This is a genomic window from Chondrinema litorale (assembly GCF_026250525.1).
In the GTDB taxonomy this organism is placed as follows: Bacteria; Bacteroidota; Bacteroidia; order Cytophagales; family Flammeovirgaceae; genus Chondrinema; species Chondrinema litorale.
Genome location: NZ_CP111043.1, coordinates 2,438,690 through 2,451,971, shown reverse-complemented (window position 1 = coordinate 2,451,971; position 13,282 = coordinate 2,438,690). Strand labels below are relative to the sequence as shown.

Below are 13,282 nucleotides of genomic sequence, written 5' to 3'. Positions count from 1 at the left end.
TAAAATTTTATCAGCTATGTTCCAAGAATTAACAGATGATACCCTTAATGAAGTGGTAAAAAGCAATGAAACTGTTCTTGTACAGTTTTCAGCAGGATGGTGTGGCAACTGCCGTATTATGAAGCCAAAATTCAAAAAAATGGCTAGAGAAAACGAAGCCGCTACTTTTGTTATCGTTGATGCTGAAAAGTTTCCTAACTCTAGAAAACTTGCTTCGGTAGATAACTTACCAACGTTTGCTGCATTCAAGAATGGTGAATTTGTTAAGCAGGTACAAACTAATAAAGTAGAATCTTTAAAAGAATTAGTAGATGAGGTTACCAGTAATTAAACATATCCACGAATTTATTAAAGATCACGATCAGGATTATATATTAGAAGCAGTAGAAGTGCTTGAGCATATTACTGAAAGTGAAGCAATTAAAGACGAAGAATTGGACGTGTTAGGAGAAATGCTTTCGAATATGCAGGGAGCTTTGGAAGTTCGTGAATTAATGAAGCAAGGGAAATCTGAAAAAGAAGCCTTAAATATCTTTATGAAAAGAGTCACAGGCTCAATAGACAGGTAACTTTTTCTTTTTGATAGATAGATTCCAGGATGTATACGAGTAGTATACATCCTTTTTTTATTCCAAATTTCTCTAAAATACATCCGAAAATTGTACCTTTCAACAGTGTTGATAAGTATGTTGATAACTTCCACTTATTACTGATTGATAGAAACTATATGATTTGAAAAATCTGGATGTTGTTACCACAAGTATCGTCTAACACAGCCAATTTAGTTGGGCCCATCACTGTAGGTTGCATGCTAAATTTTACACCTGCTTCACTTAATCGCTCAAATTCTTCATCTACATTATCAACAGAAAAGGCTGTTGCAGGTATACCCGCTTCGTACAAAGCTTTCTGGAAAACTTTAGCAGGCTCAAAACCCAGTGGTTCTAATACTAGTTCTACACCATCTTGTGCTTCGGGCGAAACCACAGTAATCCAGCTATGCTCTCCCATTGGAATGTCTGTTTTCTTAATAAAACCCAGCGTTTCAGTATAAAACTTAATCGCTTTTTGCTGATTATCTACCATTAAACTTGTTAGCGTAATTTTCATAATTTCCTTTTTTTAATGATAAATATCTGGGCTTTTTAGCAGATGGATTTATTTAAAATTGCTTTTTTGCTGAATCGAAGGTGTTTTACCTGTATAACTTTTATAGAAAGCAGAAAAAGTAGAAAGACTATTGAATCCCACCGTAAAACAAACTGCGGTAACAGGAATGCCCTCACTCAACATGCTCTTAGCTTGCCTAATTCTTATTTCTCGCAAATACTGATTAGGCGTTTTGCCATAATACTTTTTAAACATCCTGATGAAATGAAACTTAGACAAACAAGCTTCTTCAGCAATGGCATCTAAGTTAAGCTCTTGCCCAAAATGATTATCCATTAAATGTTTTGCTCTAATGATGTATGTAGTGAGATATTCTTTTGCATATAATTGCTCACTAAGCTTTTTTACCGTGTTTGCATAGAAAGTCATCTGGCTAAATTTTTCTATAAATTTATAGTATTTCAAGATGTTTTACTAAGTGGCCAGTTCCAAGCGAGCCAAACTATGTAAGCGGTAATGATACTTTCTGTAAAAGCCAGAAATACATAGAAACTATACCAAGAGGATATGGAATTTATAGCAATGAACAACATCATTAAAGTGAATACTAAACCAAAAATAATATTTAACCACCTCGATATTGCTGACTTTAAAAGTATAGAAAGGCAAATCATTAATGATGGAATTACGAGAACTAGTGTGGCTATAAATAATTTGCTGGGTGTATCTAGCATATTTTCACCACTCAGCAATCCACTTACTTTTTGGGGAACATACAATTCAAAATAATCTCCATAGATATAGCAAAAGATTAAAGAAACCCATAAAGCAGATAATTTGAGTTTCACATTAATCTTATAATCTTCAAGAATTTGTCTTTCCATTGCCTAGGTTTTATGGCAAGATGACTTGAAAAGAAAAATGGTTGCTTATGGATATGAGTTGTGATTTAGTATTGGTGACAAAAAAATCAAAACTTTTTTCAAACTATCCCTTCACTACGCAAATACTTTGCGCAGTCGCCCTTCATTATTGTAAAAACAAATAATACAACTATGAAAATTACAGGAAAAACTTTAGTCGACTTAGGTTACAAACCGGGAAAATGGTTTAAAGAGGCTATTGCACAGGCAAATGCACAACAATTATCTCGAACAGCACTTACTGGCTATTTAGATAAAGTAGCTCCTGTAATAATAGATCCACATCAGGCAAGTCTCCCTTTCTTTAAAAATATTCGTGCAGAACATGAGGAGGAAAAGAACAATGTTCAATCGGTTTTTAAAACCATGAAAGCGCTCATGAAAACTCCGACTGTGGTAAAAGGAGCTGTAATGCCAGATGCTTGCCCGACTGGTGCCGTAGGACAAATACCTGTTGGTGGTGTGGTAGCGACAAAAGATGCTATTCACCCAAATATGCATAGTGCAGATATTTGTTGCTCGGTAATGGTGACTTCTTTGGGTTTTATCGATCCTAAAAAAGTATTGAATGCCGCACAGCAGGTAACTCACTTTGGTGGTGGTGGTCGAACAGATTTATTTCCTTTTCCAAAAGAATTAGAAGAGCAGATTGCTGCAAACTATTTCTTTCAGGATACTGGAAGCATGATACTAGCAAAAACTCATTTGGGAACTCAAGGTGATGGAAACCATTTTCTTTTTGTAGGGAAATCGAAAAAAACAGGTGAAACGATGATGGTAACACATCATGGAAGCCGTGGTTTTGGTGCTAACCTTTTTAAAAAAGGGATGAAAATCGCTGAAGCTTTCAGAAAAGAACTTTCGCCTAAAACTTTAAAAGGCAATGCGTGGATTCCGTACTCCGAACAAATTGGTAAAAACTACTGGGAGGCTTTGCAACTAGTTCGTGCTTGGACAAAATTGAATCACGAAACCATCCATAACGCGACTTGTGAAATGCTAAAAGTTGAGCCACAATTGCGTTTTTGGAACGAGCATAACTTTGTTTTTAAAGAGGGTGATATGTTTTACCATGCCAAAGGAGCAACTCCGCTTGACGATAAATTTGTGCCAGACTCTTACGAAGGATTGCGATTAATTCCTTTGAATATGAGTGAGCCTGTACTAATTGTAAAAGGACAAACTACTGAGAGCAACCTCGGTTTTGCACCTCATGGAGCTGGACGAAATGTTACTCGTTCTCAGCATAAGCGAAACAATGCGGCTCGTACCGTAGAAGAGATTTTCCAAACAGAAACTGCTGGGTTAGATGTGCGTTTCTTCTCTAATAAAATCGATATTTCTGAATTGCCTTCTGCTTATAAAAGTGCTAAAAATGTACAGCAACAGATGAAGGAATTCGGTTTAGGTGAAGTGGTAGACGAAATTCTACCTTACGGATGTATAATGGCTGGCGATTGGAAAACTGATCCACCTTGGCTGAAAAAGAAAAAAGCCGCTTAATATATCAGCAAGAAAAAAAATCACGACAAAATCTGACATTACATCAGAACCGTCGTGATTTTTAAATTTTAGCAATCAATTCTCTACAATTCTGTATTGTAGCCCCTTTTTTTCTTTCGTCACTTCCTAATACGCTATTTATTTTTTCCCATCAGTGGAATTCTTATTTCCGATATAAGCATCAAATACTTCTACCACTGCGGTGTTGCCTTGCATTTTCGCATGGTCTATGGCTGTATATCCTCTAGCATCTTTAATATTCACATTTGCATTGTGCTCCAAAAGCAGTTTTACTATTTCTGGGCCACCAAATGTAGCTGCAAAAGTTAAAGCAGTAGCTGCATTGTAATTTTGCTGGTCTACCGAAGTACCATTTTCTAAGAGTATCTTCACATGCTGTTGATAACCTTTAAATACTGCTCCCATTAGTGCGGTATTACCAGATTGATCTTGGGCATCTGTGTTTACTTTTTGTGTTAGTAAATAGGCTACTACCTCTGGCTGATCATTATAAACCGCCAAAATAAGTGGTGTATATCCTTTATAGTCTACACTGTTTAGCGTATCTGCATTTATATTTTGTAAAGCTTTTACTGTTGCCAAATCGCCTGCACGACAAGCTTCAAATATGTCAGTTGAATTTTGTGCACTTAAACCTTTGGCAAGTAAAATTAGAAGAACGAAAGGAATAATATGTTTCATAGTCTGTCTGATTAAAAAATGTTGCAATGTGTTATAATATGTGTTGTTATTGGCCTGCGATTGAAATTGCAGTATAGGTTTCCTCTTTTGTTACACTGGAAAACTCTCAAAACTCAGAGGAAAACCTGTTTATCTATAGATGCTTATTGTTGACTTTCTTGATAATTAATGACCCATAAAATCTTCTTTATCAAAACCAAGCGCAGTTGCTACACGCATACCGTAATCTCTGTCGGCTCTATAGAAATGAGTGATCATTTTTTTCTGGATGTTTTTATCAGTTACCTGACCTAAATCACCAGCAAGGTTGCTAATTAAATGGTCTTTTTCGGTATCTGTTAGCGATCTGTAGAAATCACCCGCTTGAGCAAAATCGTTGGTTTTGCTAATTTTTTGTTGAGTGATAGTTACATTATTTAATGTAGTTTTTGATGCTCTGTATGTTGTATTTTCTGCAACCGGAGTTTTGTTACTTGGTTGGTAGTTAACATCAGGGTTATCAAAATTCTGGTTTCTAGTACTTGCGTAACTATCTGCATTGTAGTTTACTACTTTACCTTTAGGCCTATTTACATCAACTTGTAAATAATTTGGGCCTAGTCTGTGGCGATGTGTATCGAAGTAAGAGAATAATCTACCTTGTAAAAGTTTATCTTCAGAAGGCTCAACTCCCGGAATTAAAGAACCTGGTGCAAATGCAATTGACTCCACTTCCTGAAAATAGTTTACAGGGTTTCTGTTCAATGTCATAGTTCCGATTTTAATCTTCTCGATTTTATCAGCAGGCCAATCTTTAGTAGCATCTAAAGGCCAGAAATCAAAACTGTGGATATCTTCAGGCTTAATTAACTGCACATATAAATCCCACTGTGGATAATCTCCTTCTTCAATATCATTGCGTAATGATACTGTAGCGTGTTGCCAATCTTTTGCCTGTTGCATAGCAGCTTCTTTTACACTCATATTTTTCTCACCCTGCTTAGAAACCCATGAATACTTCACATAGATTACCTCACCTTTGTCATTTATCCACTTAAAGCCATGTACACTGCTACCATTCATATACTGGTAACCAAGTGGCGTACCAAGGTCTGTCCATAATCTAGTGATCATGTGTGTTGACTCTGGTATGTTTGAGAAGAAATCGAAAAAGCGATTCGGATCTTGCTTATTAGTAACTGGTGATGGCTTTAAAGAATGTACCATGTCTGGAAACTTGATCGCATCACGGATAAAGAAGATTGGCAGGTTATTACCTACAATATCGTAGTTACCTTGCTCTGTGTAAAATTTAACAGCAAAACCGCGTGGGTCACGAGCAGTTTCTGGCGAACCTTTACCATGAATTACAGTAGAAAAACGTACTGCTAATTCAGTTTTTTTACCCACTTCTTGAAATGGAGCTGCCATGGTAAACTCAGACATGTCTTTGCTGGCTTCAAAGTAACCAAAAGCTCCTGCACCTCTTGCGTGTACAACACGCTCAGGAATTCTCTCTCTATCGAAAGCAGCCAGTTTTTCAATTAAGTGGATATCTTCTAATAGTACTGGACCATATTCACCTGCTGTTTTTGAATTTTGATTGTCTCCCACAGGCGCTCCTGTGTTTGTGGTCATGTCTTGTGCAAAAACACTCATACTGATGCACAATGCAATTAAGATAAAATTTAATTTTCTCATTTATGATATGTAAGTATTTAGTTTCCCACAAAAATCTATAGACAAGAAATATTTATCAAATTGATAATTATTGCACCTTTATTTAAAAAATAAATAACTACTCATAACAGTGTCCCTATTAAGTAAATCCTTTTAACCTGATACGAAAAAAATTGTAGTAGAAAGGATAAGCTGAAAAAAACAAAAGCATTCTTTCGGCAAAAAAGAATGCTTTTATACTTATAGATTTTAATTTTTATAACTGATTTAAAATAACCGGATCGGTAATTTTATCATCGTCTGCCAATAGTAATGCTTTACTTAATATAATGGAAAGCACATGGTCATCGTCGAATGGAAGGAATATTTTTTTGCTCGATGCACCTCTGCTTTTGTCTGGTATAATGCACAAATACTGATCGTTTGGCTCCATTAAAATATTACCACTACCAAAATGGATTTTATAGGTTTTCAGTTTGCCTTTTACCACCAAACTTCTATCTGTAAACCCACACTGATCTTTAATTTTTAACTTAGGAATGAGGTTTTCTAAAATCTGCTTTCTGGTCTTAGCCAACTCCGAAAGTTCAGATTTTGAATAACTCTGCCAGTAATTCATGTGGTTATTATCGTTCCACTCGTCTTCCATCCCGATAGAACAAACACCCACAAATAAATCTACATCTCGCATGGCTTCCGAGAAAACAATAGTGGGAACATCTTCTGCTTTTTGGGCTACATTTTCTTGTGTATTTCTAAAGTGAACCCTTTCAGAAACAGCCAGTGTATACTGAGTTTGTAAATCTAAAGTGATTCTAATTTTATATTCACGAAATTCAATAAACGGGTTATCGTAAGTATAAACGCTATCGTATTTCCATAATCTTTGTTTCGCCAGTGCCGCAAATTTATGGTGATTTAATACATGTCCATTAAAGCGATTTGAGTAAGTAGAAGTATTGATTTCTGCATCAGTAACTAAATACACTTCTCTAAAAGCTTGCTTAAATGGCTGTTTAATTTCGTTTGCCAACATAAAAGATCGCCACAAATGCACCTCTTCTACTGCAGCATTTACAGGATGCCATAAAGTAACTGTGGCATTTTCTATTTCGGTTAAAGGCTCTTTATGATAATCTACTAACTGACCATCTACTACAAATCCACTTTGGGTTTTGCCTTCGGTGTCAAATTGCCAGATTAAACTATGTGTTAAGAATTTAAGAAGTTGGTGATCTAGCAAATACTTTTTCCACTTTTCAAACGGCCAAGATTTGTTCTTTCTCCAAAAAGCTTCTATTCGCATTTTTTGCCCAGAAAGCTCTTTTTTAATGTCTTTTTGCGTGGCTTTCCAAAGCTTTAATTCATTGGCAAATTCATTCTTCACCTTTGCTGGTACACTTTTCTGAATTGATTTATCTGGTTTATACCATATCAAGCTTACTTTAGCCAAACTTTCCACCTGAATTTCAGATGAGTATTCGCCAAAACTCATTTGCACAGTACCATTTACCAAATCGTAGTCTGAGATAAAGTAATCTTCTACCTCATTCGGATTGAGCTTGGTATAATTAATCGCTTTTCGAATAGCTTCTTTCAATGCCTCTTTAAAAACCGGATACTTGTTTCGGCTATCCATGGTAAGCAAAGCACCCAAACCTTCTATGGTCTCACTTTCAAACAAAATCCTTAAAACCACATCGCCCAGTTTTCTAGAAGTCGGCCCTACTCCTTTTATTTTAGTGAAACACTTCTCTCCTATTTTTATCAGAATTGCATATTGATTAGGCGTTTTCAGATAATGCATTAACCAAACAAAAACCCGAAAGGCAATAACTTTTTCACCTAAAAACCAACCGCTTCTTTTCTTACTATCGTTCTTCGCATCTTCTAAAACATCTAAAACAAATACTTCAAATTTCTCTGGGTTAACCTTAGCAATTTTAGCCTTTAGCTCATCTGAAACAGCATAAAGATTAAAATAATTGATGTTAGACAAATCCACCACGAGCTCATAAAACTCATTTCTATCAGCTATAAACTCGATGGGATAGTCTTGCAACCACTTCCATTTTTTGTGGCTAGCAAGTGTATTAACTTCTAGTTCAATCTCTTTTTTAGCGACTTCCAACTCAGAATTTAATGCATTATTATCTAATGCAATTACACTATTTAGTTTACCTAAAAGATAATCTCTTTGGATAAATGAAGATTCTTCAATTTCCTTCAATTTTTGGGTAAGCTTGTCTGAATGTGTCTGCTTTTTCTTGAACTGAATGACCAAATTGAAAATTTGGCTTGGGTTGAGTAAGGCTGAGCTAATGTCATAATCTAGCCATGCATGGCTATGCCCCACTTTGTATTGAAGCACATATTTGCCATCGTAATAATTCAGCAATTCTATCAACTCAGCTTCTGTAATTACCTCTGCGGCTGGTGGCACCAAGTAATTTAATATACCATTAAAAGCATTAAATTCTTCTGATACTTTGTTGATATCTTCCTCTGTAAAGTTTTTATATTTTTCGAGAACGAGCATCCGCTTCTCACTGGCTCTGGCTTTTAATTCGAATAGCACGTTTTTGCTGATTTCCTGCTTTTGCTCTGGCGAAAAGTATTTTTCTATGTAGAAAAAGGCAAAATAGTCTCTTATTGAATAGTAATTTTCTCCCTCTGCGATTCTTTGGTAATACTCTTCATTGATACTATCCCGTATTTCTTTAGCGGTGGTCATTGGTTATTTATAGTTGGTTAGATGATTGATTCTAGGTTAAACTTACAAAAGGCCTAATTTTTATCCATTTTTTGTTATTTATATTCCGCAGCAATATCTGTCCAATCTTGTTTCCACTGTTTGTAAAAATAAATTTCCGCAAAATGCTGCTCATCTTCTTCGTAGTCTTCCCTATCATCGTACAGTGCTAAGTTGCCCGACTGCAATGCTTTTATAATAAATTGAATGAAGCTATCGAAAGAAGATGCAATAACAGACATTGGTTCTGGCTCTGCGGTTGGCAGGTAAATAATTTGCCCATCATTACCTTGTTCATCAGGTATATAATCTATGCACAGCAACTGACCAGAACCATCGTGAGCAAAAGGCAATCTTTTATTGCTAAAAAAAGATTTTGCTGTGAGCAATTCAGACTGAAAGTAAAGTCTTTCTCCTTCATTAAAATCAGGCTGAGAAGAAATTTGATCTAACAACTTCCACTGTGCAATCATTTCTGAACAAGACAAAAAGCGCAAACCTAAAAAGCCCAATGTCTTTTTCTCACCATTGTATTTTTGTAATAATTGTGAGAGTAATTCTGGAACGCTTAAACCTGTTGCTTTTTCAATCTCTTTAATTTCCGGTTCGCTTGCTCCTTCATTCAAAAAAGACTCATAAATATCTAGTTTAGAAGAAAGTGTCTCGGTTAATTGTTCTATCGGGTTCATGGTTTATTGGTTTTAGGTGGGTGAGGTTTAAAGTGACTTATTTCGATTAAGTTTTCTGCTCTCTATAATTTGCGATTTTTTGCTTTAATTGATGAATTAAATCTTCTTTCTGCTTTACTTCTATAAATATTTTACGAGGGATAAGTTTACTATGCTTATCCATAATATGTAGCATATCATTTTCTACTTTGATCTCTTTGATCTGAGAATAATGTAAGTCTTTAAGATACTTTTGATTATGGACTGCTACTATGCTCGTTTCCGTCAACTCTATATAGTAAGAGATAAATGAATTTATCCTTTTCAATTCTATTTTATACTGCCAGTAACAAATTGCAGATGAAAACACAAGGCACACCAAAAACATTATTAAGTTATTTCTTATGCCCTCATTAGATGCAAAGAAAAAGATATTAATAGCGGGTACGCCCAAAAACATACTCATGTAAAATTTCTTTTTAGCCTGCTGTTTCTTTTTGTCTAAATCACTGTCGTCAAATTCATATTTCATAAGAAGTACATTGGATATTTATTAGGCAATCGAAGTATAAATAAGTATCCCAAAAAATAACATAATAAGCCCTATACCTCCATAAAACTGACTGTATTTTTGATAATTAGAAATCAAGTAGTAATTATCAATCATTACATCTGTTGGGTCCTTTGGATTGTACCAGACTTCAAAATGTGTAGCTGGTAACTTATCATAAGTTTTCTTTGATCTTACTTTATATAAATAGCCATCTCTGGTTTCAAACTGTACAATCGGCGCTACATTAAGGTAACCTCCTATTGCTATATCTCCATCTTCATCGTATTCTCTCTCAACTATTACATCTAATACTCCTACTACCTCGCCTTCTGTTTTAATCGCAGTTAGTAAAAAATCTTTTTCTTCTTCCAGTTCAGAATAACCCATATAAAACAATGTAATTCCAGCTAATAGAAAGGGAAGTAATAATATTATCATGGGAAGTTAGTAGTTGAGAAACTCTTTAGTTTTTGATTTTCGATATTCGTTAATTGATTCGGTTTCAAAGATGAAATCGTTTTGCTCGATCAATTCCAAATATTCACTTAAATAAGATGCAGCAGTTGTAGTCGGGTAGTTTTCAACAATATTTCTGTATACCTCTAAGTAAACTGTATCATATTTTAAATTATCGTAAACCGGTGTGTTCTCCATACCAAACATTAAATAGAATAGGTATTTTTCAAATTCATTTTTTGCGTAATCTGGTAATTCAAAGTCTGGGTTTTCTGAATAAAAAGCATCCCAAAACAACATCCGTCTAACATGCTCATCGATGCTTACTATAATTCCAGCATCATTGCTAAAAGGTCGCTCTATTTCTGTTGAATATTCATGTAGAAAAATATTCATTCGCTTACTGAGGTAAGGATAGAATTGCGCTAAAAACGCAGAATCTTTTTTAAGAAAAATATAACCTTCTGACGCTCCTAGAGAAAACCCTAATTGCTTTACACTATCTCGAAAAGCAATAGCTTTAGGTGTTATTTCTTCATCAGAAGAATATACGAGTGAAATATAATCATCATAATCAGCACCCTCGTTTAAACTATTTTCGTAACTCGTGAATGCATTTAGAAAGGCAACAAATAAACTATCATTCGCTTTTTCTGCTCTGCTTTGCCCATTTTTCTCAAAATCGGCTAAAGTTTTTAAAGTGATGGGTAATTCTTTATTTATTTTTTGAGGGGTTTTGCTAACCGAATCACTCAAACTCACTTGTGGAACTTTTACAGTAACTGAATCTTGAGCTAAAGTGTGATCAGCTTCTTCATGACTACTTTCTTGGCAAGACCATAAAAGTATGATTGCAATTAGAATACTTTGGAATTTCTGCATATGCATTACTTTATTCATTATATCTACATAAATAAAGTCCAATTCTATCTGAATATTATTCTGCAAAGCTACATTTAATAGCTAATTATGGCTAGAATGATATTCCATGTAAAAGGAATGTTCGTCTTCGCTTACAGTTGTAAAACCTAGTTTTTCATATAACCTTTTAGCTTTATTCTCCTTTAACACACTCAGTTTAAGAAATACATTTGTTTGATTAGCTTCTCTAATTACAGTCTCAATAACCCTTGTACCTAAACCTTTACCTTGCCAAGCTGGCTCAATCTGTATTTGCACAATCTCTTTATAACCCTCCGACTCTAAGAGTTTTAATAAACCAATTTGCTCACCATTGTAAAAAATAATACTGGCAGCATCGAACTGATACATCAATCTTTTTAAATGCTCTTCGTCGCTTACCTGCAAACCAGATTTTGCTAGGTGCTCATTCATGGTTTCTTTTCTCAACCAAAGCAAATAATCGATATCAGCCTCTGTAGCCTTTTTAAATGTTAGATTCATGAGCTTTTATTTTGGGTGATTAAACCGCATACTTTCCTAAAACTCTTCTTTCAAAAACTTTAAAAGTACTTCGTTAAACTGGTCTGTTTGTTCCATGTTGGGTATGTGGCCAGCTTTTTCAATAATCGCCAATGCTGAATCTAAAATGTTTTCGTGTAGAAACTCGGCTGTGCTCACAGGTGTAAACTCATCGTGTTCACCAACTACTATTAAAGTAGGCACATCGATAGAATCTAGGCAATAAGTAAGGTCTTTACGCTCTGCCCGACCTCTCTGCACAATAGAAGAACCTTTGGCATTGGTGTTTTCCATCATTTCTGTGAGATGCTGTACTACCTCAGGTTTATTTTCCATGCTGTACGCCGAGATAAAATGATGAATTCGATCAGCAGTAAACTTTTTCATGCCATCGTCCACCAATTTCTTAGACAACATCAACCTTCTGGTATAACCTTCTTCATCTTCTGCTCTGCTATCGGTATCGGCGAGTATTAAGCCTTTTACCCTTTCTGGAAAAAGTTTATAAAACTCTAAAGCAATTTGCCCACCCATAGAAAGCCCGGCTACTATCACATCTTCCACATCCAGTTCATCTAGCAGTTCTGCCATATCTAAAGCCAGCTCGTCGAGCAAAACCATATCGGCATTGGGCACTTCACTTTCTCCATATCCTCTTAAGTCTGGAATAATTAGCCTATAAGTATCTTTGAGCACATCTACCTGATATTTCCACATGCTCCTGTTAAAAGGCTGCCCATGTATAAATAAAATTGGCGGTGTTGAAGCGCTAGATAATTCAGGCTTTAGATCATCATACACCAGATTGATTCCACGAATTTTTCTTGTTTGTGACATGAGTAGTAAATTAAGTTGTGAATGATTAACTCAAGGGATATCGTATTTTAAATCTCTTTCGTCGTAGGTGAAAAAATACGCATAATTAGATCGTAATTCTTCCCAACCTTGTAAAGAATTGTATTTTTCGTTCATTACATCTTCCCAAGCTATACGCATTTGTCGTGCACACATCATGGGTGGTACTTGCCCAACACCCGTGCCCAAACCCGGTATGGCAACTGTTTTTACTTTACTACTAATTGACTCACCATTATCTAGCTTGCCATATTTTAGCAAAGTAAGTATCGCTTTCATTGCCAAATACACATTGGGAGATCGTAAGATCGTCATTGGAGTGCGCATAGTCGGGGCTGATATGAGATAGGGAAAATCTTTGTGCGCTGTTTCTACTATGAGCGCTTGCCCGACTAATAATTCACCGTAAAATTCTGCCCTAATTTTTTTCTGAACGGCTTTTTCGATGTGCCAGCCTAGATTTTTGGAGATGGAGAAATCGATTCCTCCATTCATAAAACCAAAACTGTTTGCCGGACTCACAATTACATCGCTGGGACAGTCGAAAATGGAGGCTTCTTTTACTATTACTTCGTTTATTCCTTTAAATACTTTTTTCCATGCTTCTGTTAGTTTGGGCTCAATGCCAACTAAGTTAAATATCATAAATTTCTGGGATTTAGCTGCAAGTTAGTATTGT

16 protein-coding genes are annotated in these 13,282 nt (G+C 35.5%); 3 read left to right on the top strand and 13 right to left on the bottom strand.

From position 1 onward, the window contains the following. The first annotated feature begins 16 nt into the window (after window positions 1-16). Together OQ292_RS10170 and OQ292_RS10165 are read left to right on the top strand one after the other, a co-directional pair. A complete protein-coding gene (locus tag OQ292_RS10170) occupies window positions 17-331 on the top strand; it encodes a thioredoxin family protein (RefSeq protein ID WP_284685952.1) in 315 nt (104 codons plus the stop codon). Then, the gene (locus tag OQ292_RS10165) at window positions 312-569 is read left to right on the top strand and encodes a DUF6952 family protein (RefSeq protein WP_284685951.1); all 258 of its coding nucleotides are present in this window, start codon (window positions 312-314) and stop codon (window positions 567-569) included. The genes OQ292_RS10170 and OQ292_RS10165 overlap by 20 nt, the downstream gene beginning before the upstream one ends. Window positions 570-723: 154 nt before the next feature. Here OQ292_RS10165 and OQ292_RS10160 read toward each other — a convergent pair whose 3' ends face one another. The 3 genes from OQ292_RS10160 to OQ292_RS10150 are packed head-to-tail and all read right to left on the bottom strand — an operon-like array spanning window position 724 to window position 1,994. After that, window positions 724-1,110: a VOC family protein gene (locus OQ292_RS10160; RefSeq protein WP_284685950.1), complete on the bottom strand. Its 387-nt coding sequence runs from the start codon at window positions 1,108-1,110 to the stop codon at window positions 724-726. 48 nt (window positions 1,111-1,158) lie between these two features. Beyond that, window positions 1,159-1,575: a helix-turn-helix transcriptional regulator gene (locus OQ292_RS10155; RefSeq protein WP_284685949.1), complete on the bottom strand. Its 417-nt coding sequence runs from the start codon at window positions 1,573-1,575 to the stop codon at window positions 1,159-1,161. Then, a complete protein-coding gene (locus tag OQ292_RS10150; protein WP_284685948.1) occupies window positions 1,572-1,994 on the bottom strand; it encodes a DUF6326 family protein in 423 nt (140 codons plus the stop codon). Before OQ292_RS10150 ends, OQ292_RS10155 begins: the two co-directional genes overlap by 4 nt. A gap of 171 nt (window positions 1,995-2,165) precedes the next feature. On the opposite strand from OQ292_RS10150, the gene OQ292_RS10145 reads away from it, so the two are divergent. Next, window positions 2,166-3,536 carry an RtcB family protein gene (locus OQ292_RS10145; protein ID WP_284685947.1) on the top strand — a complete coding sequence of 457 codons (1,371 nt, stop codon included), beginning with the start codon at window positions 2,166-2,168 and terminating at the stop codon, window positions 3,534-3,536. Between the two features lie 138 nt (window positions 3,537-3,674). Here the strand turns inward: OQ292_RS10145 and OQ292_RS10140 are convergent, their stop codons facing one another. The 10 genes from OQ292_RS10140 to OQ292_RS10095 form a co-directional block, all read right to left on the bottom strand. Next, complete coding sequence (locus tag OQ292_RS10140; RefSeq protein ID WP_284685946.1) at window positions 3,675-4,238, bottom strand: ankyrin repeat domain-containing protein; 564 nt, start codon at window positions 4,236-4,238, stop codon at window positions 3,675-3,677. Between the two features lie 165 nt (window positions 4,239-4,403). After that, a complete protein-coding gene (locus OQ292_RS10135; protein ID WP_284685945.1) occupies window positions 4,404-5,918 on the bottom strand; it encodes a catalase in 1,515 nt (504 codons plus the stop codon). Window positions 5,919-6,153: 235 nt separating this feature from the next. Next, window positions 6,154-8,631, bottom strand: a complete 2,478-nt coding sequence (locus OQ292_RS10130; protein ID WP_284685944.1) for a DUF4132 domain-containing protein — start codon at window positions 8,629-8,631, stop codon at window positions 6,154-6,156. 74 nt (window positions 8,632-8,705) lie between these two features. Next, window positions 8,706-9,338: an SMI1/KNR4 family protein gene (locus OQ292_RS10125; RefSeq protein ID WP_284685943.1), complete on the bottom strand. Its 633-nt coding sequence runs from the start codon at window positions 9,336-9,338 to the stop codon at window positions 8,706-8,708. Between the two features lie 46 nt (window positions 9,339-9,384). Further along, window positions 9,385-9,849: a hypothetical protein gene (locus OQ292_RS10120; protein WP_284685942.1), complete on the bottom strand. Its 465-nt coding sequence runs from the start codon at window positions 9,847-9,849 to the stop codon at window positions 9,385-9,387. A gap of 21 nt (window positions 9,850-9,870) precedes the next feature. Next, entirely contained in the window at window positions 9,871-10,308 is a 438-nt protein-coding gene (locus OQ292_RS10115; protein WP_284685941.1) for a DUF3592 domain-containing protein, read from the bottom strand. A gap of 6 nt (window positions 10,309-10,314) precedes the next feature. Next, window positions 10,315-11,274 (bottom strand): hypothetical protein, encoded by a 960-nt coding sequence (locus OQ292_RS10110; protein ID WP_284685940.1) that lies wholly within the window; start codon window positions 11,272-11,274, stop codon window positions 10,315-10,317. A gap of 15 nt (window positions 11,275-11,289) precedes the next feature. Continuing rightward, a complete protein-coding gene (locus OQ292_RS10105; RefSeq protein ID WP_284685939.1) occupies window positions 11,290-11,730 on the bottom strand; it encodes a GNAT family N-acetyltransferase in 441 nt (146 codons plus the stop codon). A gap of 36 nt (window positions 11,731-11,766) precedes the next feature. Next, window positions 11,767-12,585, bottom strand: coding sequence for an alpha/beta fold hydrolase (locus OQ292_RS10100; RefSeq protein WP_284685938.1), 819 nt, complete (start codon window positions 12,583-12,585; stop codon window positions 11,767-11,769). 30 nt (window positions 12,586-12,615) lie between these two features. Continuing rightward, window positions 12,616-13,248 carry a macro domain-containing protein gene (locus tag OQ292_RS10095; protein WP_284685937.1) on the bottom strand — a complete coding sequence of 211 codons (633 nt, stop codon included), beginning with the start codon at window positions 13,246-13,248 and terminating at the stop codon, window positions 12,616-12,618. Between the last annotated feature and the right edge of the window lie 34 nt (window positions 13,249-13,282).

Bases quoted from the DNA above. Each gene is read 5' to 3' on its own strand.
- OQ292_RS10170 (WP_284685952.1), top strand. From the start codon at position 17: ATGTTCCAAGAATTAACAGATGATACCCTTAATGAAGTGGTAAAAAGC.
- OQ292_RS10165 (WP_284685951.1), top strand. From the start codon at position 312: ATGAGGTTACCAGTAATTAAACATATCCACGAATTTATTAAAGATCAC.
- OQ292_RS10160 (WP_284685950.1), bottom strand. From the start codon at position 1,110: ATGAAAATTACGCTAACAAGTTTAATGGTAGATAATCAGCAAAAAGCG.
- OQ292_RS10150 (WP_284685948.1), bottom strand. From the start codon at position 1,994: ATGGAAAGACAAATTCTTGAAGATTATAAGATTAATGTGAAACTCAAA.
- OQ292_RS10145 (WP_284685947.1), top strand. From the start codon at position 2,166: ATGAAAATTACAGGAAAAACTTTAGTCGACTTAGGTTACAAACCGGGA.
- OQ292_RS10140 (WP_284685946.1), bottom strand. From the start codon at position 4,238: ATGAAACATATTATTCCTTTCGTTCTTCTAATTTTACTTGCCAAAGGT.
- OQ292_RS10135 (WP_284685945.1), bottom strand. From the start codon at position 5,918: ATGAGAAAATTAAATTTTATCTTAATTGCATTGTGCATCAGTATGAGT.
- OQ292_RS10130 (WP_284685944.1), bottom strand. From the start codon at position 8,631: ATGACCACCGCTAAAGAAATACGGGATAGTATCAATGAAGAGTATTAC.
- OQ292_RS10125 (WP_284685943.1), bottom strand. From the start codon at position 9,338: ATGAACCCGATAGAACAATTAACCGAGACACTTTCTTCTAAACTAGAT.
- OQ292_RS10120 (WP_284685942.1), bottom strand. From the start codon at position 9,849: ATGAAATATGAATTTGACGACAGTGATTTAGACAAAAAGAAACAGCAG.
- OQ292_RS10115 (WP_284685941.1), bottom strand. From the start codon at position 10,308: ATGATAATATTATTACTTCCCTTTCTATTAGCTGGAATTACATTGTTT.
- OQ292_RS10105 (WP_284685939.1), bottom strand. From the start codon at position 11,730: ATGAATCTAACATTTAAAAAGGCTACAGAGGCTGATATCGATTATTTG.
- OQ292_RS10100 (WP_284685938.1), bottom strand. From the start codon at position 12,585: ATGTCACAAACAAGAAAAATTCGTGGAATCAATCTGGTGTATGATGAT.
- OQ292_RS10095 (WP_284685937.1), bottom strand. From the start codon at position 13,248: ATGATATTTAACTTAGTTGGCATTGAGCCCAAACTAACAGAAGCATGG.